Source organism: Pseudomonas sp. R3-18-08, from assembly GCF_003852065.1.
Lineage (GTDB): Bacteria > Pseudomonadota > Gammaproteobacteria > Pseudomonadales > Pseudomonadaceae > Aquipseudomonas.
Genome location: NZ_CP027729.1, coordinates 3,522,785 through 3,545,063, shown reverse-complemented (window position 1 = coordinate 3,545,063; position 22,279 = coordinate 3,522,785). Strand labels below are relative to the sequence as shown.

23 protein-coding genes are annotated in these 22,279 nt (G+C 61.6%); 15 read left to right on the top strand and 8 right to left on the bottom strand.

Translation table 11 applies throughout. The features are described 5' to 3' along the window. Nucleotides 1-7 precede the first annotated feature (7 nt). Nucleotides 8-1,396 carry a cysteine--tRNA ligase gene (gene cysS, locus C4J92_RS16215; RefSeq protein WP_124404573.1) on the top strand — a complete coding sequence of 463 codons (1,389 nt, stop codon included), beginning with the start codon at nt 8-10 and terminating at the stop codon, nt 1,394-1,396. A gap of 292 nt (nt 1,397-1,688) precedes the next feature. Beyond that, entirely contained in the window at nt 1,689-2,015 is a 327-nt protein-coding gene (locus tag C4J92_RS16210; protein WP_124404572.1) for a nuclear transport factor 2 family protein, read from the top strand. A gap of 79 nt (nt 2,016-2,094) precedes the next feature. On the opposite strand, the gene C4J92_RS16205 is transcribed toward C4J92_RS16210, so the two are convergent. Beyond that, entirely contained in the window at nt 2,095-2,424 is a 330-nt protein-coding gene (locus C4J92_RS16205) for a helix-turn-helix domain-containing protein (protein WP_124367459.1), read from the bottom strand. 365 nt (nt 2,425-2,789) lie between these two features. Between C4J92_RS16205 and C4J92_RS16200 the strand changes: the two genes are divergently transcribed. Together C4J92_RS16200 and C4J92_RS16195 are read left to right on the top strand one after the other, a co-directional pair. Continuing rightward, nucleotides 2,790-3,551, top strand: coding sequence for a GNAT family N-acetyltransferase (locus tag C4J92_RS16200; protein WP_124404571.1), 762 nt, complete (start codon nt 2,790-2,792; stop codon nt 3,549-3,551). A 63-nt stretch (nt 3,552-3,614) separates the two neighbouring features. Beyond that, complete coding sequence (locus C4J92_RS16195; protein ID WP_124404570.1) at nt 3,615-4,733, top strand: acyl-CoA dehydrogenase family protein; 1,119 nt, start codon at nt 3,615-3,617, stop codon at nt 4,731-4,733. Between the two features lie 77 nt (nt 4,734-4,810). Here C4J92_RS16195 and C4J92_RS16190 read toward each other — a convergent pair whose 3' ends face one another. The 7 genes from C4J92_RS16190 to C4J92_RS16160 form a co-directional block, all read right to left on the bottom strand. Then, entirely contained in the window at nt 4,811-5,149 is a 339-nt protein-coding gene (locus tag C4J92_RS16190) for a Na+/H+ antiporter subunit G (protein ID WP_124363333.1), read from the bottom strand. After that, nucleotides 5,146-5,424 (bottom strand): K+/H+ antiporter subunit F, encoded by a 279-nt coding sequence (locus tag C4J92_RS16185; RefSeq protein WP_005789171.1) that lies wholly within the window; start codon nt 5,422-5,424, stop codon nt 5,146-5,148. Before C4J92_RS16185 ends, C4J92_RS16190 begins: the two co-directional genes overlap by 4 nt. Then, nucleotides 5,421-5,909, bottom strand: a complete 489-nt coding sequence (locus tag C4J92_RS16180) for a Na+/H+ antiporter subunit E (protein ID WP_124367454.1) — start codon at nt 5,907-5,909, stop codon at nt 5,421-5,423. Before C4J92_RS16180 ends, C4J92_RS16185 begins: the two co-directional genes overlap by 4 nt. Continuing rightward, on the bottom strand, nt 5,906-7,588 hold the full coding sequence (locus C4J92_RS16175; RefSeq protein WP_124404569.1) for a monovalent cation/H+ antiporter subunit D: 1,683 nt from the start codon (nt 7,586-7,588) through the stop codon (nt 5,906-5,908). Before C4J92_RS16175 ends, C4J92_RS16180 begins: the two co-directional genes overlap by 4 nt. Beyond that, nucleotides 7,585-7,929 carry a Na+/H+ antiporter subunit C gene (locus tag C4J92_RS16170; RefSeq protein ID WP_124363330.1) on the bottom strand — a complete coding sequence of 115 codons (345 nt, stop codon included), beginning with the start codon at nt 7,927-7,929 and terminating at the stop codon, nt 7,585-7,587. The genes C4J92_RS16175 and C4J92_RS16170 overlap by 4 nt, the downstream gene beginning before the upstream one ends. Beyond that, complete coding sequence (locus C4J92_RS16165) at nt 7,929-10,853, bottom strand: monovalent cation/H+ antiporter subunit A (protein ID WP_124371099.1); 2,925 nt, start codon at nt 10,851-10,853, stop codon at nt 7,929-7,931. The genes C4J92_RS16170 and C4J92_RS16165 overlap by 1 nt, the downstream gene beginning before the upstream one ends. Nucleotides 10,854-11,093: 240 nt before the next feature. Next, on the bottom strand, nt 11,094-12,023 hold the full coding sequence (locus tag C4J92_RS16160) for a DMT family transporter (RefSeq protein WP_124404568.1): 930 nt from the start codon (nt 12,021-12,023) through the stop codon (nt 11,094-11,096). Nucleotides 12,024-12,115: 92 nt separating this feature from the next. On the opposite strand from C4J92_RS16160, the gene C4J92_RS16155 reads away from it, so the two are divergent. The 11 genes from C4J92_RS16155 to C4J92_RS16105 all read left to right on the top strand — a co-directional run bounded on the left by C4J92_RS16155 (nt 12,116) and on the right by C4J92_RS16105 (nt 22,278). Further along, nucleotides 12,116-12,679 carry a helix-turn-helix domain-containing protein gene (locus C4J92_RS16155; protein ID WP_124404567.1) on the top strand — a complete coding sequence of 188 codons (564 nt, stop codon included), beginning with the start codon at nt 12,116-12,118 and terminating at the stop codon, nt 12,677-12,679. A gap of 186 nt (nt 12,680-12,865) precedes the next feature. Beyond that, entirely contained in the window at nt 12,866-13,216 is a 351-nt protein-coding gene (locus C4J92_RS16150; RefSeq protein WP_124404566.1) for a hypothetical protein, read from the top strand. A gap of 299 nt (nt 13,217-13,515) precedes the next feature. Then, nucleotides 13,516-14,712, top strand: a complete 1,197-nt coding sequence (locus tag C4J92_RS16145) for an SfnB family sulfur acquisition oxidoreductase (protein WP_124404565.1) — start codon at nt 13,516-13,518, stop codon at nt 14,710-14,712. Between the two features lie 12 nt (nt 14,713-14,724). Then, nucleotides 14,725-15,051, top strand: coding sequence for an acyl-CoA dehydrogenase (locus tag C4J92_RS16140; RefSeq protein ID WP_124367447.1), 327 nt, complete (start codon nt 14,725-14,727; stop codon nt 15,049-15,051). Beyond that, nucleotides 15,051-16,487: an LLM class flavin-dependent oxidoreductase gene (locus C4J92_RS16135; RefSeq protein WP_124404564.1), complete on the top strand. Its 1,437-nt coding sequence runs from the start codon at nt 15,051-15,053 to the stop codon at nt 16,485-16,487. The genes C4J92_RS16140 and C4J92_RS16135 overlap by 1 nt, the downstream gene beginning before the upstream one ends. A 107-nt stretch (nt 16,488-16,594) precedes the next feature. Beyond that, nucleotides 16,595-17,443 carry an AMP-binding protein gene (locus tag C4J92_RS16130; protein WP_177413185.1) on the top strand — a complete coding sequence of 283 codons (849 nt, stop codon included), beginning with the start codon at nt 16,595-16,597 and terminating at the stop codon, nt 17,441-17,443. Then, the gene (locus tag C4J92_RS16125; RefSeq protein WP_124371091.1) at nt 17,440-18,210 is read left to right on the top strand and encodes an ABC transporter ATP-binding protein; all 771 of its coding nucleotides are present in this window, start codon (nt 17,440-17,442) and stop codon (nt 18,208-18,210) included. Before C4J92_RS16130 ends, C4J92_RS16125 begins: the two co-directional genes overlap by 4 nt. Next, on the top strand, nt 18,210-19,091 hold the full coding sequence (locus C4J92_RS16120; protein ID WP_124404562.1) for a branched-chain amino acid ABC transporter permease: 882 nt from the start codon (nt 18,210-18,212) through the stop codon (nt 19,089-19,091). The genes C4J92_RS16125 and C4J92_RS16120 overlap by 1 nt, the downstream gene beginning before the upstream one ends. 4 nt (nt 19,092-19,095) lie before the next feature. Beyond that, a complete protein-coding gene (locus C4J92_RS16115) occupies nt 19,096-20,145 on the top strand; it encodes a branched-chain amino acid ABC transporter permease (protein ID WP_124404561.1) in 1,050 nt (349 codons plus the stop codon). A 21-nt stretch (nt 20,146-20,166) separates the two neighbouring features. Further along, nucleotides 20,167-21,507, top strand: a complete 1,341-nt coding sequence (locus tag C4J92_RS16110; protein ID WP_124404560.1) for an ABC transporter substrate-binding protein — start codon at nt 20,167-20,169, stop codon at nt 21,505-21,507. Nucleotides 21,508-21,510: 3 nt separating this feature from the next. Beyond that, nucleotides 21,511-22,278, top strand: a complete 768-nt coding sequence (locus tag C4J92_RS16105) for an ABC transporter ATP-binding protein (protein WP_124404559.1) — start codon at nt 21,511-21,513, stop codon at nt 22,276-22,278. Nucleotide 22,279: the final 1 nt, after the last annotated feature.

Genomic DNA, 22,279 nt, shown 5'->3' with positions numbered 1-22,279 from the left:
AGCCGTTGTGCTAACGATCTACAACACACTCAGCAAGACCAAAGAAGTCTTCAAGCCGCTGGATGGCAACAAGGTGCGCATGTACGTGTGCGGCATGACCGTGTACGACTACTGCCACATCGGCCACGGCCGCAGCATGGTTGCCTTCGACCTGGTGACCCGCTGGTTGCGTTTCAGCGGCTACGACTTGACCTATGTGCGCAACATCACCGACATCGACGACAAGATCATCAACCGCGCCAATGAAAACGGCGAGGCGTTCGACGCGCTGACCGAGCGCATGATCGCCGCCATGCATGAGGACGAGGCGCGCCTCAATATCCTCAAGCCGGACATGGAACCGCGCGCCACGGACCACATCCCTGGCATGCACGCGATGATCCAGACCCTGATCGACAAGGGTTACGCCTACGCCCCGGGCAACGGCGACGTGTACTACCGCGTCGCCAAGTTCATGGGCTACGGCAAGCTGTCGCGCAAGAAAATCGAAGACCTGCGCATCGGCGCGCGCATCGAAGTCGACGAGGCCAAGCAGGACCCGCTCGACTTCGTGCTGTGGAAAGCCACCAAGCCCGGCGAGCCGAGCTGGGTGTCGCCGTGGGGCGCCGGGCGTCCGGGCTGGCACATCGAATGCTCGGTGATGTCCACCTGCTGCCTGGGCGAGACCTTCGACATTCATGGCGGCGGCAGCGACCTGGAGTTCCCGCACCACGAAAACGAAATCGCCCAGAGCGAAGCGGCCACCGGCAAGACTTACGCCAATGCCTGGATGCACTGCGGCATGATCCGCATCAATGGCGAGAAGATGTCCAAGTCCTTGAACAACTTCTTCACCATCCGCGACGTGCTGGAAAAGTACCACCCGGAGGTTGTGCGTTATTTGCTGGTGTCCAGCCACTACCGCAGCGCCATCAACTACTCGGAAGACAACCTCAAGGACGCCAAGGGCGCCTTGGAGCGGTTCTACCATGCGTTGAAAGGCTTGCCTGCCGTGGCCCCCGCCGGCGGCGAAGCGTTTGTGGCACGGTTTACCGAAGTGATGAACGACGACTTCGGCACGCCGGAAGCCTGTGCGGTGCTGTTCGAGATGGTGCGTGAGATCAACCGCTTGCGTGAGACTGATGTCGACGCGGCGGCGGGTTTGGCGGCTCGTCTGAAAGAACTGGCGAGCGTGCTGGGCGTGTTGCAGATGGAGGCTGATGACTTCCTGCAAGCCGGCGCCGAAGGGCGTGTGGATGCGGCTGAGGTGGATGCGTTGATCCAGGCGCGTCTGGCGGCTCGTACTAATAAAGACTGGGCGGAATCCGACCGTATCCGCGACCAACTGACCGCGATGGGTGTGGTGTTGGAAGACGGGAAGGGTGGGACTACTTGGCGGTTGGCTGATCAGGCCTGACCGTTGATAAACGCCCCGACTGGTTCGGGGCGATCGTTCCCAAGCTCCGCGTGGGAATGCATCCCGTGACGCTCTGCGTCACCCGTACGCATGGGGACGCGCAGCGCCCCAGGCGGCATTCCCACGCAGAGCGTGGGAACGATCAACAAACCAATTGTTTGAGCAGGCTTTGATGCTTGGGCCGGCTTCATACTTACTTTGCAGTAAGCCCATTACCTTTTCGTGCGTTCTTGTGGCGAGCCGCGCCGGTTTTCTATGCTGGGGTCCTATCCAATCCTCAGGAATACCCACCATGACCCTCGCGCTTGCCCCAGCCATCGCCCGTTACTTTGCCGCCGACGCCGCCAAAACAGGCGATTTCAGCGAATGTTTCACCGCCGACGCGGTGGTGAAGGATGAGGGCCATACTTATATTGGGTTGCCAGCTATCCAGGCCTGGAAGGACGGCACCGCCGACAAGTACACCTACATCAGCGAACCCTTCGCCTGTGAAGTACAGGGCGACAAAACCGTGGTCACCAGCCATCTGGTCGGCGACTTTCCTGGAAGCCCGCTGGACTTGCGGTATGTCTTCGGCCTGGAAGGCGACAGGATCGCTGTATTGGAAATTCTGGTATGAGTTCGACCGCTGCGGGTTGCGCGGTCACTACAATCAGCGGTACCGAGTACGTGATCGACGGCGGTACCGTGCCCACGGTCTAAATCGCCGGCTTGACCGCCTGCCATTTGAGCAGGCCATCGAGCACCGGGCACAGGCTCTGGCCCCATTCGGTCATGCGGTATTCGACCTTGGGCGGGACTACCGGGTAGACCGTGCGGTGCACCAGGCCGTCGGCTTCGAGCTGGCGCAGTTGTTGGGCGAGCATCTTCTGCGAGATATCCGGGATCAGCCGCTCCAGGTCGGAATAGCGCTGTACCTGGCCACCGAACAAGTGGAACAGGATGATCAGCTTCCAGCGCCCGCCGAGCCAGGCGAGGGTGGTTTCGACGTCGGCTGCGGCGGTGGCGGGGGTGTAGGCGTTGCTCATCGCTCGATTCCTGGAAGGTGGCAAAATGGGCGGCACGAATGCGATCCATCGCTTGGCATCGATTGCACATTTTACATCAGGCGTAAAAAACGCCCGCTACCCAGGTGCGGGCGTTGTGCGCTCGGAGTTTAACCGGGCCGCGAAACGCGGTCGATGAATTTACAGCAATCGCCGAAGGGTGTGCAGCCATTTTCCAAGCAACACCCTAAACACTGTCGGAACTGACTGGCGGTCAAAATGTTGACTTTCGCTTTGATTATAGTCTTGCCGAATTAACCCGAGGTTTCAGAGTTTCCTTACAGTCTCCCCTCAAGCAGGGCAGCTAATGTTTTGTTTATTACTGTCGTTGTAAGAAGGGAAACTATATGCAAATGCTTACAGAAACCAGAGACGCGGGTTCAGGCTTGCCGCCACATGGCGGTAAGTTGATCGTCGGCCTCGCCAGTACGTCAGAGCAACTGCGAGAAGTACAAGCCCTTCGTTATAAAGTGTTCAATGAAACTTTTCAGGCGACGGCACTTATGAACGCGCAGGGTTTGAATGCCGATGAGTTTGATGATTATTGTGACCATCTTATAGTACGGGACATCACGACTGGCTGTGTGGTCGGTACCTATCGTTTAATGAGTCCTACGGCAGCCCGACACCTGGGATACTACTCGGAGAAGGAGTTCGACCTGAGCCGATTGGATCATTTGCGCGCACGTATTACCGAAGTGGGGCATGCCTGCGTGCACCCTGACTACCGCAGCGGCAGCGTGATCATGATGCTGTGGTCGGGCTTGATAGCCTACATGCAACGTAAAGGATGTGATTATTTAATGGGGTGCGCCAGCGTCAGTTTGGCCGATGGCGGTTACCAAGCGTCGGCCATTTATCGTGCAATTAAACCCAAACAATTCGCGCCGTCTGAATACCGTGTTACCCCTCATATACCCTTTGCACTTCATGACGTTAAAGATGAAAAACCTGTGCCCATGCCACCCTTATTAAAAGGTTATTTGCGCGGTGGTGCCTGGGTATGTGGCGAACCGGCCTGGGACTGTGATTTTCATTCGGCTGACTTCTTTGTGTTGATGCCGTTATCGAATATAGATCAGCGCTATGCGCGCCATTACGTGAAGTAAATAAGCCGGCACTCCGTTAGTGTGAATCGGGATACTGCATGAACCATCGAAGGGGTTAACGCTATGTTGTTGACAGAAGAACGAACCACTGCATTTGAACTGCTACCGCAATTGGCAGCCTTTCTTGAGTCCGCATCGCTTTTGGAACTGGAACAGGGTTCGTCCCAACGACTGGCTGATCTGTTTCGCACCGTTGGCCGGCCTGGGCTTGCCATTGCCGAGGCGCTGGGTGGTGGGGGTGTCAGTGCACGCCAATTGGCGCAGTTGCACACGTGGGTCGGCGCACATTGCCCTTCACTGGCGGTGATGATGACCATGCACCACCACACCATCGCCGGCATGATGGCAGCCAGTTATTTCTTTCCTGATCTTGAGAAGTTGTTGAGCCTGGTTGCACACAACGACTTGTTGGTGGCGTCCGGGTTCGCCGAAGGGCGTGCGCATTCGGATATTCTGGCCTCGACCATGACCGTGGAAAAAACCGCCGACGGCTATGTCGTGAATGGCAGTAAGAAACCCTGCACGATGACCCATCACTTCGACGTGATCACGTTTGGCGTCAATTACATCGATCCAGAAGGCTGCACGCATCTTGGCATCGGCGCGGGGTTGGCGGGTGATCCACGCATCGAGCGTAAGAAGTTCTGGGGCGTTCCCCATCTGCAAGCGGCGGACAGCCATGAGGTCATCTTCAATAACCTGGTGGTTCCCGAGTCCATGATGCATTTCAGCAAAACCGTGGATGAGCAACTCGATGAGGATCAACAGGGAATGGGTAACCACTTGTTTGCGATCTGGTTCCAGTTGCTGGCTGCGGCGTCCTACCTGGGCATGGCGTCCGCGTTGGCCTCGCGTGCTTTGACGGCGGGTAAAGGTTCGCCGGAAGACCGGGCGCTGTTGCTGATCGATCTGCAAGGGGCGACGATGGCGTTGCAGGGGTTGGCTACTTCGATAGACGAAAACCGCTTCTGGCGCGCCGACCTGGCACGTGCACAGGCCACACGTTTCTCGGTGCAGGAAGCGGTCAATCGTATCGGCACGCGCGCTTTCGAGCTCATGGGCGGCATGGCGTTCATGTCGTCGGAAGAGGTCGCCTATCTGCTGGTGGCAACGCGTGTGTTGGCGTTCCACCCGACTTCCAGGGTCGCCAGCAGCGCATTTCTATGTGAGCAACTGGGCTAAAAAGGTTGGGGGGTCAGATCTTTCGCCTGGCACAAAACCAAATGTGGGAGGGAGCAAGCCCCCTCCCACATTTTAAATCAGCGGCGGCTGCTGACTTCGGCGGGTACGTCATCACCGGCCATGCGCTTGCGGAACAACGCGGTGCGGGCCAGCAGCAAGGTGGTCACCGGCACGGTGATCGACAACAGAATAGGGATCAACCAGCCGTGCAACACCGGCCCGGACTTGAGCACCGAAAAGTAGATGATCGAGGCCAAGGCCACGCACCACGCCCCAATCGTCGAGGCCAGGGCTGGCGGGTGCATGCGCTGGAAGAAGTCTTTCATCCTCAGCAAGCCAATCGCTCCGATCAACGCGAACACGCTACTGAGCACCAGCAGTATCGCCACGACGATTTCCATCCACAACGGCATCATTCAATCACCTCCCCACGCAGCAGGAATTTGGCCAGGGCGAACGAGCCGACGAAGCCGAACAGTGCGATCAACAGCGCCGCTTCAAAGTAGGTGTCACTGGCATAGCGAATGCCCAGCACCAGCATCATCAGCATCGCCAGGATGTACAGGTAATCCAGCGCCAGTACCCGGTCTTGGGCCGAGGGGCCTTTGAACAGGCGGATCAAGGTCAGCACCATCGCCAGGCTGAACAGGAACAGGCTGAACAGGATCGCATTGGAGAGCAGGGCGCTCATTCGAAGATCTCCATCAGGGGCCGCTCATAGGTGGCTTTGAAGTGCGCGATAAAAGGCGCTTCCTCGTCCAGGTCGAACACGTGCAAGAGCAGGATGCTGCGGTCCAGCGCCAGTTCGGACCAGATGGTGCCGGGGATCACCGTGGTGATCATCGACAGCGCCGCGAGGCCGTTGGGGCTGCGCAGGTCCAGCGGGATCTTGATAAAGCGCGAACGCGGCGGGCGTGAACCGCACGTCAGTACGCCCCAGGCCACTTGCAGGTTGGAGACAATCACGTCGCGGCCCACCAGCAGGAACAGGCGCAGGATCACGCCGGGACGGCGCAGGCTGATCGGTTGCGGGCGCAGTGGCGCCATCATCAACGGCGCAAGCACGCCCAGCAGCGCACCGAGCAGCAGGTTGCCGGGGCTGATGGACAGGTTCAGCACCAGCCATAAGCCCAATAACGCCAGCGACAGCCACGGCGCGGGAAACAGGCGTTTCATGGCTGCACCTCCAGGGCGGCGGCCTTGGCTTCAGGGCTGGGCACCGGACGCGTCGCCATCACTGCCATTACGTAATGCTCAGGGTTATTCAGGCTGTTGGCGGTGGCCAGGGTGTAGCGCATCAGGGGCTCGGCCTTGAAGGTCAGCGCAATGCTCAGGCCCAGCAGCAGGAAGATCGGTATACATTCGTAGCGGCGCAGCAGGGGCGATGGGCGCTCTTCGGGGGTCCAGAAGCGCTGGATGCCGAGCCGTGCGAAGGCGATCAGCGAGGCCAGGCCCGACAGGATCAACAGCGCCACCAGGCCCCAGGCCGCCGGGCGAATGGGTTCATCCAGCGCATTGCCCAGGCCCAGCGGATTGACCAGTGCGCTTAACAAACTGAGCTTGCCGATAAACCCGGACAGCGGCGGCATGCCAATGATCAGCAGCGCGCAGGCGACAAAACTCAACCCCAGGAACGCCATGGTCCAGGGAATCACCTGGCCGACCACGGCTTTCTGTTCATCGTCGAGGTTGACGCCGGGCCGTGGATGCAGGGATTCCATGGCCTTGGGCAGTGCATCGATCTCTTCGTCCAGCGGCAGGTCATTGGCCGAGCGCGAGCGTTCGATCAATTCAGCCAGCAGGAACAGCGCGCTCAGCGCCAGGGTGGAGCTGACCAGATAAAACAGCGCACCCGCCGTCAGGCTCGGCTGGGCAAAGCCCACCGCCGACAGCAGGATGCCGGCCGAGACCAGAATACTCAGGCTCGCCATGCGTTCCAGGCGCTGCGCCGCGAGCATTGCCAGTGCCGCGCAGACAATCGTGGCCATGCCGCCGTACACCAGCCAGTCACCGCCAAACAACGCCGAAGCGCCGGCCTGGCCGGAGAACAGCAGCGTCCACAAGCGCAGCACGGTGTACACGCCCACTTTGGTCATGATCGCGAACATCGCCGCCACCGGCGCGCTGGCCGAGGAGTAGGCCGGGGCCAGCCAGAAGTTCAGCGGCCACATACCGGCCTTGGCCAGGAATGCGGTGGCCAGGATCGCCGCACCAGCGTGCAGCAGGCCGCGATCGGCCTCCGGCACCAGCGGGATTTTCAGCGCCAGGTCAGCGAAGTTCAGCGTGCCGGTGACCCCGTAGATCATCGCCGCGCCGATCAGAAACAGCGACGACGCCAGCAGGTTGATCGCGATGTAATGCAGCCCCGACGACACCCGCGCGCGGCCGGAACCGTGCAGCATCAAGCCGTAGGACGCCGCCAGCAGCACCTCGAAGAACACGAACAGATTGAACAGGTCAGCGGTGAGGAAGGCGCCGTACAGGCCCATCATCTGCACCTGGAACAGCGCATGGAAACTGGTGCCGGCACGGTCCCAACGGGCCATGGCGAACAGCAGCGCGCTCACGCCGATAATCCCGGTCAACACCAGCATCAGCGCCGACAGTTGGTCCACCACCAGCACGATGCCGAACGGCACTTGCCAGTTGCCCGGCAGGTACACGCCGATCGAGCCGGGGCCGCCTTTTTGCGTCCAGTACAACAGCAGCACGGCGATGCCCAGCCCGAGCATGCTCGAGACCAGGTTGATTTTTGCCTTCAGCGGGCGGCGTTTCTCGCCGAGCATCAGCATCAGCGCGGCGGTCAGCAAGGGCAGCAGGATCGGCGCAACGATCAGTTGATTGACCCAATTCATGCCTTGGGCTCCCGGCCATCCACATGGTCGGTACCGGTCAGGCCCCGGGAGGCCAGCAGCACCACCAGGAACAACGCGGTCATGGCGAAGCTGATCACGATGGCCGTGAGCACCAGCGCCTGGGGCAGGGGGTCGGTGTAGTTGAGCAGGTCCTGGGGCACGCCGTCCTTGATGATCGGCTCCTTGCCGATAAACAGGCTGCCCATGCTGAAAATGAACAGGTTGACGCCGTAGGACAACAGGCACAGGCCCATCACCACCTGGAATGTCCGTGGCCGCAGGATCAACCAGACGCCGGAGGCTGCCAGCACCCCAATGGCAATTGCAATGACTTCTTCCATCAGGCGGCAGCTCCTTGTGGGTTGGCGACGGCTTTGAGCTGGTTGCTCGGTTTGTGCGCGCGCACCGATTGGTGACCGAGGGCGGTGAGCATCAGCAGGGTCGAGCCGACGACCATGGCGTAGACGCCGACGTCGAAAAACAACGCGCTGGCGACATGGATATCGCCCAGCACCGGCACGCTCAGGTGCCAGGTATGGGTGGTGAGGAACGGGTACCCGGCGAACAACGCACCAAGCCCGGTGAGGGTCGCCGACAGCAGGCCGAAGCCCATCCAGCGCATCGGCCGCAGGCTCATCTGCGCCTCGACCCACTGGGTACCGGCCACCATGTATTGCAGGATGAACGCCACCGACATCACCAACCCCGCGACAAAGCCGCCGCCCGGTTGGTTATGGCCGCGCATGAACAGGTAGAACGACACCACCAGCGCGATCGGCAACAGCAGGCGCACCAGCACCGCCGGCACCATCATGAAGCCCAGGGCGGTGTCGCTGGCCTGGCGCGGGTTGACCAGGTCGGTGGCGACATCGGGCGCGAGCTGGCGCTGTTGAGGCGGCAGCTCCATGCTTTCTTTCGACGGGCGGAAGCGCCGCAGCAGCGCGTACACGGTCAGCGCCACTGCGCCGAGCACGGTGATCTCGCCAAGGGTGTCGAAGCCGCGGAAGTCCACCAGCATCACGTTCACCACATTGCTGCCGCCGCCCTCGGGCAGGGCGCGGCTGAGGTAGAACGAGGAGATATCGTTGGGCGTCTGGCGGGTCAGCATCGCGTAAGACAGCAGCGCCATGCCGCCGCCCACCACGGTAGACAGCAGAAAGTCGCGCAGGCGCCGGATACGCGCCTTGCGCAGCGAGCTGGGCAGCGGCGAGACTTCTTCGATCCGCCGTGGCAGCCAGCGCAGGCCGAGCAGGATCAGCACGGTGGTCACCACTTCCACCACCAGTTGGGTCAGCGCCAGGTCCGGCGCCGAGAACCACACAAAGGTAATGCAGGTCATCAGGCCGCATACGCTGACCATGGTCAGGGCCGCCAGCCGGTGGTACTTGGCCTGCCAGGCGGCGCCCAGCGCGCAGGCAATCGCCAGCAACCACAGGGTGACGAACACGATGGAACCGGGGATTTTCGGCCGGTCGCCCCAGCTCAGGCCGCTGTTGAACATGGGGATCATGGCGCCGATCACCGCGACGATCACCAGCAGGAACAACTGGGTTTGCAGGCGCTTGGTGCTGATGCGTTTTTCCAGGCGACGCACGCCGCGCATCATCAGCACCAGGCAGCGCTCAAAGCCGCGCTTGCCGTTGAAATAGCCGACCAGGGGCGGGTAGGCGAAGCGGCCACGCTTGAGTTGTTTGCGCAGCATCAGGTACAGCACCACTCCGCCGCACATGGCCACCAGGCTCATGATCAACGGTGCGTTCCAGCCGTGCCAGATCGCCAGGCTGTACTCGGGCAGCACGCCGCCCACCACGGGCAACGCGGCGGCGGCGAGGATCGAACCGACCATCTGGGCCGGGAATATCCCCACCAGCAGGCAGGTGAACACCAACAGTTCAACCGGCGCGCGCATCCAGCGCGGGGGTTCGTGGGGCGTGTGGGGCAAGTCGGTGGCAGGCGGACCGAAGAACACATCCACGGTAAACCGCAACGCATAGGCCACGCTGAAGGTGCCGGCGATGGTCGCGATCAACGGCAGCGTGATTTCCACCCATTTTGTCGCCGAGATAAACACCGTTTCGGCGAAGAACATTTCCTTGGACAAGAAGCCATTGAGCAATGGCACGCCGGCCATCGAGGCGCTGGCCACCATCGCCAGGGTCGCGGTGAACGGGATCAGGCGCACCAGCCCACTGAGCTTGCGGATATCCCGCGTGCCGCTTTCGTGGTCGATGATGCCCGCCGCCATGAACAGCGAGGCCTTGAATGTGGCGTGGTTGAGGATGTGGAACACTGCCGCGACAGCCGCCAGCGGGCTATTGAGGCCCAGCAGCAAGGTGATCAGCCCCAGGTGACTGATGGTGGAGTAGGCCAGCAGGCCCTTGAGATCGTTTTGAAACATGGCGCAGTAAGCGCCGAGGAGGAGGGTGATGGCGCCGGCGCCGCCGACGATCCAGAACCATTCTTCGCTGCCCGACAGCGACGGCCACAGGCGGGCCAGCAGGAACACGCCGGCCTTCACCATCGTGGCCGAATGCAGGTAGGCCGACACCGGCGTTGGCGCCGCCATGGCGTGGGGCAGCCAGAAGTGGAAGGGGAACTGCGCGCTTTTGCTCAAGGCGCCGATCAGCACCAGGGCCAGCATCGCCGGGTACAGCGAGTGCGCGCGAATCTGCTCGCCCGCCGCCAGTACCTGGTCCAGGTCATAGCTGCCGACGATATGCCCCAGCAACATCACGCCCGCCAACAGGCACAGGCCGCCCGCGCCGGTGACCATCAACGCCATGTAGGCACCGCGCCTGGCATCCGCGCGGTGATGCCAGTAACCGATCAACAGGAACGAGAACAGGCTGGTCAGTTCCCAGAAAAACACGATCTGAATCAGGTTGCCGGAAATCACCAGGCCGAGCATGGCGCCCATGAAAGCCAGGAAAAATGCGAAGAAACGCGGCACCGGGTCGTCCGGCGACATGTAGTAACGCGCATACAGCGACACCAGCGCACCGATGCCCAGCACCAGCATTGAGAACAGCCAGGCGAAGCCATCCAGGCGCAGCACGAAATTCAGCCCGAGGCTGGGCAACCACATGAATTCTTCACGGATCACGCCACCGTGGGCGATCTGGGGGTAAAGCATGGCGACTTGTACGGTGCCGACCAAGGCCACCAGGCCGGCCAGCAAGGACTCGGTGTTGCGTGCGTTGTGCGGCAGCAAGGCCGCCAGACAGCTGCCAACGAATGGCAGAAGCAGTAGAACTATCAGGGACATAGGCTTCTAATCTGCGGGAGTTTGGGATGCATCATACGTGCCGCTTTCTCGATCACCAAACGGCAAGGTGTGGCAGGATCCTACAATAGCAGTAGAAAGCAGCTACAAGATGATCGTTCCCACGCTCCGCGTGGGAATGCATCCCGAGGCGCTCCGCGTCACCCTGACGCAGTCCTCAATGTGGACGCGGAGCGTCCAGGTCGGCGTTACCACGCGGAGCGTGGGAACGATCATCAAGGCTTAACCCTGTTGTTCCTGCTCGACCTCAGCTCGAAGTTCGAGCGCCTTCTGCCCCTTGGTTTTCATCTCACTCACAATCACCGCCAGCACAATCAACGCCGCGCCCACCATCGCAATCGGCGGGAAGCGCTCGCCGGCAAGCCGTCCCACCACGCCCGCCCACACCGGCTCGCCGGCATAGATCAAGGTGGCGCGGGTCGGCGAAACACTTTGCTGCGCCCAGTTCATCGCCACCTGGATCACCGCGCTGGTCAAGCCCAGGCCCACCGCACTGAACAACAGCAGCCAGGAAAAGCCCGGCAACGCCTCGCCCATCGGCACCACCATCAGGAACGACAACAGCGACGCCGTGGCCAGTTGCACCACGGTCACCCGACGCACGTCCACTTGCCCGGCATACGCGCTGATCAGAATGATTTCGGCGGCAATCGCCACGGCGCCGATCAGCGTGGCGATTTCACCGGAACTGAAATTCAACGACGCACCGGCCGGGCCGGTCAACAGCATCAACCCGGCAAACGCCAGCATGATGCCGAGGCTCGGCATCAGCCCAGGCCGACGGCCCAGCACCAGCCACTGAAGCAACGGCACGAACGGTACATAGAGCGCAGTGATGAACGCCGACTGGCTGCTCAGGATCGTCTGCAGGCCAATGGTCTGCAAGCCGTAGCCGAACATGATCGCCACGCCGATGAACACCCCGGCTTTCAACTCGAACAGGGTCAGGTCGCGCAAAGTACGCAAGGAAAAAAGGCCGACCACAATGGCCGCCGCCGCAAACCGCAGGCCGACGAAAAACATCGGCCCGCTGACGGCCATGGCATGCTGCACAAGCAAGAAGGTGGCGCCCCAGATCATGGTGATCACCACCAGGATGCATTCGGCTTTGCTGAAGCGATTGAAACGCGAAGGAGAGTTCGGGGCAGTCATGGCGGCTCGGTCTTGCAAGGGAAGGGCACGGACCGCACAATGCGCCGCACGCTGGGCAGTATACTGCGCACACCCACCCATTGAGCAATATAGTGCACAAAGAAAATCCGCAACGGGCTTCGGTCCTGCAACACGTCAGCCAGAACGTGCGTCGCCTGCGCCATGCCGCCGACCTCAGCCAAACCGCGCTTTCGGAAAGATCCGGGGTCAGCCGGCGCATGCTGGTGGCGATCGAGGCGGGGGAGAAGAATGTCAGCCTCTCCACCCTCGACCGCGTGGCCGAAGCGCTGGAGGTAGCGTTCAGCGACCTGATCCAGGCCCCGGATGCTCCCGACCACAGCCGCATCAATGAGCTGGCCTGGGCCGGTGAGATCCCCGGCAGCAAGGCCGTGCTGCTCGCCAAGGCCACCGCCCGGCGCGAAGTGGAATTGTGGGAGATGCGTCTGGAGCCGGGAGACCGCTACAGTCCCGAGCCGGACCCGGAAGGCTGGAGCGTGCAGCTGTTTGTATTCGAAGGCTGCCTGACCTTGCTATTGGACGGCCAGGAGACACATGTCGTGGCTGGTGAGTTCTACATGTTTGCCAGCCGTCAGGCCCACGCTTATCGCAATGATGGCGTCATGGCAGCTCGTTTCGTACGCAACGTGGTGCTTTAGATTTAACTTTAAGACGGTTACTGCACTGTCAACTGTCAATGTTCACAGGTGTCAAGCCGGTAGCAAAAGCTTATGTTGACTGGGTAGTCCTCATATAGATTCGGTGTTTTTTTACAAAACTACATGTTTTGTCTCTGCCGAGCATTCTTAGAGTTACTACATAACTAAGCATACGGAGATAGTCTGATGAACAGCATACATACTGAATCGGATAAAATGGTTTCAGCACCTTCTATCGAGCCGCTGCATAATGGTGTTATTCATTTTCAAGATATAGTGGATGGTAAGGGGGTTTTGATTATAAATCCCTACAAGGATATGGCATCTGGGCAAACTATTAAGTGGAGAGTCTATGGTGATGGTGTGCTTTCTGGTTTTATTGAAGTGACAGAAGTCAAACAGTACATTGCCAAAATGTATCCGCAGGTTTTTCGCTGTCCTGAGGTCACTGCGTTATATGTTGTGGAGTTAGATGGCAAACCATTATTTCACTCCACAAAAGTTCATTACAAAGTAATAGGCTATCCGAGCGAGTGAAAGTCGTTTGGTTTTAGGCAAGACTCCTGCTGTAGTTTTGGCATCTCCCCCATGCTGGGGTCTTCCTGCTCGTGCGTCCGGCCCTTATTCCCTGTTTTGGGATGCCTATCCTATAGCGGTCGCCAGATTTCTGGATTAACTCACACTGTTCGCTGAACAACAGAGAACAAACAGTTTGCTGATTTACTGTGCGTGGTCTTATTTTTTTAAGATTGTAACTCTTTGAATTTATTCAAAATTATGTTCAGGCACGACTCCTGCAACCACTCCGTTATCCCCTCGGAGCCTGGAGTCGGCCCATGTCAGCCCACCCTCAACACCCTGCCCACATCATTCGCTCGGACGCGGAGGCCATCGAGATCGCCACGCGCCTGGCCGAACGTTTTGCCGTCGACGCCAGCGCGCGTGACCGTGACCGCCGCCTGCCCGTTGCCGAACTCGACGAGTTTTCCGCCAGCGGCCTGTGGGGCATCACCATTCCCAAGGCCTACGGCGGCGCCGGGGTGTCCTATGTGACGGTGGCCGAAGTGATCAAGTTGATCTCCGCCGCCGACCCGTCCCTGGGGCAGATCCCGCAGAACCATCTGGGCGTGGTGGATATCCTTCTGCAAACCGCGACCGAGGAACAAAAACTTTACTACTTCGGCAAGGTCCTGGCGGGCTACCGGTTCGGTAACGCCTTCTCCGAAGCCAAGAGTAAAAACGCCGGTACTTTCGACACGCAGATCCGCTTTCACGGTGACAACGCGCAAATCAACGGCGAAAAGTTCTACTGCACCGGCGCGCTGTTCGCCCATATCGTGCCCACCGTCGGCAACAACGAACACGGCCAGGCGTTTATTGCCTTCGTCGAACGCGATGCGTCCGGCCTCAGCGTGATCGACAGCTGGGACGGTTTCGGCCAGCGCACCACCGCCAGCGGTGGCGTGACCCTTGACGGCGTCAGCGTGCCGCTCAGCGCGGTCATACCTGCTCACCTGGCCTTCGACCACCCCACCGCCAATGGCCCGATCTCCCAGATCATCCAGGCTGCCGTCGACACCGGCATCGCCCTCGGTGCCCTCGAACACGCCAAGATCTTTGCACGCCAGGCGCGGCCGTGGATCGACAGCCAGCAGGAACACGGCTGGCAAGACCCGTTCACTATTGCTGTGATCGGCGACCTGGAATGGCGCGTGCACGGCACCGAAGCTATTCTCGCCAAAGCCGGCAAGGCGGTGGACCAGGCGCTGGCCGAGCCGAGCGAAGACAGCGTGGCCCACGCCTCGTTGGTCGTCGCCCAAGCCAAAGTGCTGTCGGCGGAAACCGCCTTGCTCGCCAGCAGCAAGCTGTTCGAACTGGCCGGCACCCGCTCGGTGACCGGCAAGCACAACCTCGACCGCTTCTGGCGCAATGCGCGCACCCACACCCTGCACGACCCGGCCCGCTGGAAATACCACCTGATCGGTAACTTCGTGCTCAACGGCGTGAGGCCTGCGCGCCACGCCTGGAACTGAGGAACCCTGCCCATGACCGCACTGAATCAGGCGCGCCAACTGCTGGAAAGCACCCGACGTTTTGTCGCAAAAAGTGATGACCCTTACGTGATCAGCCGCTTCGGTGATTTGCAGATCCGCGTCGACGTGGCCGCCGCTTTGTTTGAACGCGCCGAAACCCATCCGAGCCCGGTCGCCTTGGCCGAAGCGCAAATCGCGGCTGCCGAAGCCCTCATCGTCGCCAGTAATGCCGAATTCGAACTGACCGGCCAACGCACCGCGCTGCCACCCACACTCGATGACCCGCTGCGTTGGAAATACCAGATTGTCGGCAACTACCACCTCAACGGAGTGCTTTGATGTCCCGTGAAATCCGCTTGAATGCCTTCGACATGAACTGTGTCGGCCACCAATCCCCCGGCCTGTGGGCGCACCCGCGCGACCGCTCGTGGCAATACAAAGACCTGGAATACTGGACCGACCTGGCGAAGATCCTTGAGCGCGGCAAGTTCGACGGCCTGTTTATCGCCGACGTGCTGGGCATCTATGACGTGTACAACGGCAACGGCGACGCGGCGATTCGCCAGGCGGCGCAGGTGCCGGTCAATGATCCGTTATCGCTGATCACGCCGATGGCGCTGGTCACCGAGCACCTGGGGTTCGGCCTGACCGCCTCACTGTCCTTCGAACATCCGTATCCGTTTGCACGCAGGCTCTCCACCCTCGATCACCTGACCAAGGGGCGCGTCGGTTGGAATATCGTCACGTCCTACCTGGAAAGCGGTGCCAAGAACCTCGGCCAGAAGGCCCAGACCGAACACGATGCGCGCTACGACTATGCCGAGGAGTACCTGGAGGTTTGCTACAAGCTCTGGGAAGGCAGCTGGGAAGAGGGCGCAGTGCTGCGTGACCGCGAACGCCGGATTTTCAGCGACCCGAGCAAAATCCACGAAATCCGCCACGTCGGCAAACACTTCCAGGTACCCGGCATTCACCTGTGCGAGCCGTCGCCGCAACGCACGCCAGTGCTTTACCAGGCCGGGGCATCCAGCCGTGGCAAGCAGTTTGCCGCCGAACAGGCCGAGTGCGTATTCGTGGCCGCGCCGTCCAAGGTGCTGCTGAAAAAGACCGTGGCCGATATTCGCCGGCGCGCCGCCGAGGCCGGGCGTGATCCTCGCAAAATCCTGATCTTCAACCTGCAGACGGTGATCGTCGGCGAGACTGATGCGCAGGCCAAGTCCAAGTTCGACGACTACAAGTCCTATGTCAGCTACGAAGGCGCGATGGCGCTGATCTCTGGCTGGACCGGTATCGATTTCAGCCGGTTCAGGCCCGATGAGCCGCTCAAGCATGTGCATACCAACGCCATCCAGTCGGCGGTGGAAGCCTTCTCCACAGCGGACCCGAACAAAGTCTGGACGCCGAATGAACTGGCCGACTGGGTCGGTATCGGCGGCTTTGGCCCGCTGTTTGTCGGCGGGCCGCAGACGGTCGCGGACCTGCTCCAGGAATGGGTGGAAGAGACCGATGTGGACGGCTTCAACCTGGCCTATGCGCTGACCCACGAAACCTTCATCGACGCGGTGGATTTGTTGGTGCCGGAGTTGCAGAAGCGCGGGGTGTACAAGACCGAATACGCCCAGGGCACCTTGCGCGAGAAGTTGTTTGGCGAAGGAGCGCGGCTCGGGTCGGACCATCCGGGCGCCAGCTACCGCAATTTATCAACTTCACACAAAACCCCTGTGGGAGGGGGCTTGCCCCCGATAGCGGAGGGACAGCAATTGATCGGTGCCTGACACACCGCCATCGGGGGCAAGCCCCCTCCCACAGTTGAATGTCGTCGCCTGATATAGCCCAGCCAGCGGACCACCGCACGCCCACCCCTAATAGGAGCATCACCCCTATGAGCGTGCCCGAACCCAAAGCCGCCCTGGAACGCCTGCACCACTGGGCACAGCTCACGCCGTTGCACATCGCCCTGCGCCACAAGCGCCAGGGTCAATGGCATGCCTGGCGCTGGATCGACGCGTTGCGCGACGTCGAACGCGTGGCTGACGGTTTACGCCAGCAGGGCTTCAGCGAACAGTCGCGGCTGGCACTCAGCGGCGCATTTGAGCCGAACCTATTGTTGCTGGCGCTGGCCGCCCAGTCGGTGGGCGGGCAGGTGCTGACGCTGGCCGACAGCCTCGAGCCCCAGGCCTTGCAGCAACAGCTGTGGCGCATTCGCCCCAGCCACGCCTACGTGCAGGGTCGCCAACCCGATTGGGAGTTCACCCAACGGTTGGACTTCGCCCAGTTGCTTGGCCCCGTAGATCCCGCGCAACGCATCAGCCGCTGGTGGCACCCCACCGGCGAAACCCTGCTGTGGAGCGAGGAGGGCACCCACTGGCAAGGTGGCCTCGCCGTGGTGTTGGAACAATGGCTGAACAGCGGCCACGGCCTGGCCTTCCCGGAGACCCTGGCCTCGGCGCGGCGCGATCGCAGCGAAGTCGCCCCCACCGGTCTGCTGCTGTCGCCCGAACGCTTGCAGCACCTGGCCGACGACATCGAAAACCGCCTTGCCCCACGCGGCACCTGGCGCCGACGCCTGTGTGACTGGGCCATCGCCCATCCGCAAAGCGGCCTGCGCCGGTTGCTGAAGAATCGTGTGCGCACGCTGCTGGGCTTCCAGCGCCTGGGCTATATCTGGCAACCGCTTAAAGCCACTGCCGAGCCTACCTGGCTGGCCGAATTCAAACGGGACATTGCATGAGCCAGGCCATTCTCCAGGTGCGTGATATTTCGCTGTCGTTCAAAGGCGTCAAGGCCATCAACGCGTTGTCTTTCGAGGTGCGGCGCGGTGAGATCTGCGCGTTGATCGGCCCTAACGGCGCCGGCAAAAGCTCGCTGCTTAACGTGCTCAATGGTGTGTATCGCTTCGATGCCGGCGAGATCCTGTTCGAAGCGCAACGCTTGCATCGCATCGACCCGCTGAGCGCTGCGCGCAGAGGCATTGGCCGTACGTTCCAGAACAATGCGCTGTTCAAGAAAATGAGCGTGCTGGACAACCTTCTCACCGGCCTGTCGCGGCATATGCGCAGCACCTTCATCGAACAGGCCCTCGGCTTGCCCCGCGCGCGGCGCGAAGCCGAAGCGTTCCGTGAGCGCGCCCAGGGCATCCTGGACTTCCTGGAGTTGCAAGCCCATCGCGAGGTGCTGGTGGGCAACCTGTCCTATGGCTTGCAAAAGCGCGTGGAACTGGGCCGGGCGTTGATAGCCGGGCCCAGTCTGTTGTTGCTGGATGAGCCCATGGCCGGGATGAACGCCGAGGAAAAACAGGAAATGGCGCGCTTCGTCGCCGACGTGAACCGCGACCTGGGCACCACCGTGGTGTTGATCGAGCACGACATGGGCGTGGTGATGGGCCTGTCCGACCATGTGGTGGTGCTCGATTACGGGCGCAAGGTCGGCGACGGCACACCCGCCGAGGTGCAGGCCAATCCCGAGGTGATTGCGGCCTACCTGGGAGTGACACATTGATGACCTTCTTCTTCGAAACCCTGCTCGGCGGCCTGCTCGCCGGCACCTTGTATTCGCTGGTCGCCATCGGCTTCGTGCTGATCTACAAGGCCAGCGGCGTGTTCAACTTTGCCCAGGGCGCGATGCTGCTGTTTGCCGCGCTGACATTCGTCAGCCTGCATGATCAGGGCGTACCGTTTGCCCTGGCGTTGCTGCTGACGGTGATCGTGATGGTCGTCGGCGCCTTGCTCATCGAACGCCTGGTGCTGCGGCCGCTGGTGAACCGTTCGCAGATCACCCTGTTCATGGCCACCCTCGGCCTGTCGTTCATTATCGAGGGCCTGGCGCAAGGCTTGATGGGCTCGCAGGTGCGCGCGCTGGACCTGGGCATCGACGACGTGCCGCTGTTCGTCGGGCCGCTGATGCTCAGCCAGTTCGACCTGATCGCTGCGGCCACTGCCGTGGTGCTGGTGACGGTGCTCGCGCTGCTGTTCAACAAGACCCGTATCGGTGTGTCGTTGCGCGCGGTGGCGGATGACACCACGGCGGCGCTGTCCATTGGCATCAACCTCAACCGCATCTGGCAGATCGTCTGGGCAGTGGCCGGCATCGTCGGGCTGGTGGCCGGGCTGTTGTGGGGCGCGCGCCAGGGCGTGCAGTTCTCCTTGTCGCTGGTGGTGCTCAAGGCCTTGCCGGTGCTGATCATCGGCGGCTTCACCTCGATTGGCGGAGCGATTGTCGGCGGGCTGATTGTCGGCGCATCGGAGAACCTCGCCGAGGTGTATATCGGCCCGTGGATCGGCGGCGGCATCACGCCGTGGTTCGCCTATGTCGTGGCCCTGGCCTTTTTGTATATCCGTCCCGCCGGCCTGTTTGGCGAGCGCGCCATCGAGCGAGTCTGAAGCCATGTCGACTTCTGTTGCACAACCCACCGCGCCGCTGCTGCTGGTGCCGCGTCGCTTGCCCTGGGGCCTGTTCGCCTGGCTGGCGCTGGCGTTTATCGCGGTACCGCTGTGGGGCAATGATTATTGGCTCAATGCGATTCTGGTGCCCTTCCTGGTGCTGTCGCTGGCCGGGCTGGGCCTGAACCTGCTCACCGGTTACACCGGGCAGACATCGGTCGGCGCGGCGGGCTTCATGGCGGTCGGGGCCTTCGCCACCTACGGTTTTCTGCTGCGCCTGCCGGAGTTGGGCTTGCCGGTGGCGTTGCTCGGCGGCGGGATTATCAGCGCGCTGGTGGGCCTGTTGTTCGGCCTGCCCAGCTCGCGGATCAAGGGCTTTTACCTGATGGTGACGACGTTGGCGGCGCAGTTTTTCCTTGAATGGTTGTTCGTCAAATTCCCCTGGTTCTATAACTACGGCTCTTCCGGGACCATTTCCGCCCCGCAGCTGACGCTGTTCGACCACGACCTCAATACCCCGTTGGGCCGCTACTGGCTGACCCTGGTCACGGTGCTGCTGTTGACCTGGACCGCCGTCAACCTGGTGCGCAGCCAGGTGGGGCGCAACTGGATGGCGATCCGCGACATGGACACTGCTGCTGCCGTGGTCGGCATTCCGGTGGTGCGCTACAAGCGCCTGGCGTTCGCGGTCAGCTCGTTCTACCTGGGAATAGCCGGTGCGCTGTGGGCTTTCGCCTACCTGGGCACGGCCAGTGCCAGCAGCTTTGATATCAACCGCTCGTTCCAGATCCTGTTCATCATCATTATCGGTGGCATGGGCAGCATCGCCGGCAACTTCGTCGGCGCGGCCTTTATCAGCTTGCTGCCGATCCTGCTCAGCCACGCCGGGCAGGCGCTGTTCGGCGGCGCGGTGGATGCGGGGCAGTTGCAGAACCTGCAGAAAATCATCTTTGGCGTGTTGATCATCGTGTTCCTGATCAAGGAGCCCGAGGGCCTGATTCGCCTGTTGCACAACCTGCGTGAGCGTCTGCGGCACTGGCCGCTGCGCTTCTAACCTTCCCTCAAGAGAATCTCCATGCGTGCATCCCTGAAACGTTCCCTGGTCGGCACCGCATTCGCGCTGGCGGCCTTGGCTGGCGCTGTGCCCCAGGCCTCGGCTTCGCCCGACCAGCAATTCATTCCCCTGGCCACCTACCGGGTCGGCGCCTATGCCTCCAGCGGCGTGCAGGTGTGGGCCGGGATGATCGACTACCTGCGCTATATCAATGAAGTCGAAGGCGGCATCAACGGCGTGAAGCTGGTGTGGCAGGAGTGCGAGACCGAATGGACGGCGGAGAAGGGCATCGAGTGCTACGAGCGCTTCAAGAATGGCCTGGACGGCGCGCCCGTCGCGGTGTACCAGCCCAACGGCGCGCCGGCGGCCTACGCCCTCAGCGAACGGGCGGAAGTGGACAAGATCCCGCTGATCACCTTGGGTTACGGGCGCACCGAAGCCACCGACGGCACGGTGTTTCCCTACAACTTCCCGGTGATGCTGACCTTCTACAGCGAGGCCTCGACCCTGGTGAACTACATCGCCGAGCGCGAAGGCGGCTTCGACAAACTCAAGGGCAAGAAGATCGCCACGGTGTATCACGACTCGGCCTACGGTCGCGAAACCCTCGGCCCATTGAAGCTGCTTGCCGAAAAGTACGGTTTTGAAAATATCCAGATCCCGGTGGCCGACCCCGGCAACGAGCAGTCGGCGCAATGGCGCCAGGTCCGCCAGGCCAATCCGGATTGGGTATTCCTGCGCACCTGGGGCGTGTCGACCCCGGTGGCGGTGAAGACGGCGGCGCGCTTCGGCTTCCCGGTCGACCATATCATCGGCGATATCTGGGCCAGTTCCAGCGAAGACGTGCTGCCCGCCGGCGTCGCCGCCAAAGGCTACCTGGCGCTCACGCCGTACCCGGCAGGCAGCGATTTCGAGATCCACAAACGCCTCAAGCAATACGTTCTCGACAAGGGCCACAGCGACCTCAAGGACCTGAAAAACTTCGGCAGTGTTTACTACAACTCAGGCCTGGTGAACGCCGCTGTGGCGGTGGAGGCGATCCGCACGGGCCAGGCCCGCTTCGGCAAGCGCCCGCTCAATGGCGAAGAAGGCCGCTGGGGCCTGGAACACCTGAATATCGACGATGCGCGCCTCAAAGACATGGGCTACCTGGGCCTGATGCAGAACCTCAAGCTGTCCTGCCGCGACCACGAGGGCGGCGGCTCGGCGCGGGTGCAGCAGTGGGACGGTGCCAACTGGGCGCTGATCAGCGACTGGATCGCCGCCGACCGTGCGCTGTTGCGTCCGCTGATCGATGAAAAATCCGCCGCGTTCGCCAAGGAAAAACACCTGACGCCACGCACCTGCACTGGGGATGAATAAACCATGAATCAGCCTGCCATCGAGCCAGGGCGCCCGGCGTTGCTGACGGTCGACGACATCGAGGTGATCTATGACGGTGCGATCCTGGCGGTGGCCGGGGTGTCGCTGAGTGTGCCCAAGGGCGCCATCGTGGCGTTGCTCGGCGCCAATGGCGCCGGCAAGAGCACCACCCTCAAGGCCATTTCCGGGTTGGTGCGGGCCGAGCGCGCCGACGTCAGCCGTGGCCGGATCGAATACGCCGGCCGCGACCTGGCGGGTGTGGACCCCAGCCAGCGCGTGCGCCAGGGCATGGTGCATGTGCTGGAAGGCCGCCATGTGTTCGGCCAGCTCACGGTGGAAGACAACCTGCGCAGCGGCGGCTTCGTGCGGCGCTTGAGTCGCAAGGAACTGGCCAGCGACCTGGAGCGCATCTATACCTGGTTCCCCAGGCTCAAGACCAAGCGCCACACCCGCGCCGGGCTGACCTCCGGGGGCGAGCAGCAGATGGTCGCCATTGGCCGGGCGTTGATGACCCGTCCTGCGTTGGTGCTGCTCGACGAGCCGTCGATGGGGTTGGCACCGATGATCGTGCAGGAGATCTTCGCGATCATTGCGCAGCTCAACCGCGACGAGCAGGTGAGCTTTCTGATCGCCGAGCAGAACATCAACGTCGCGCTCACCTATGCGTCCCACGGGTACGTGTTGGATACTGGGCGGGTAGTGTTGAGTGGCAGTGCCGCCGAGCTGTTGGCACGGGGTGATTTGCATGACATTTATCTGGGTAAACGCTAAG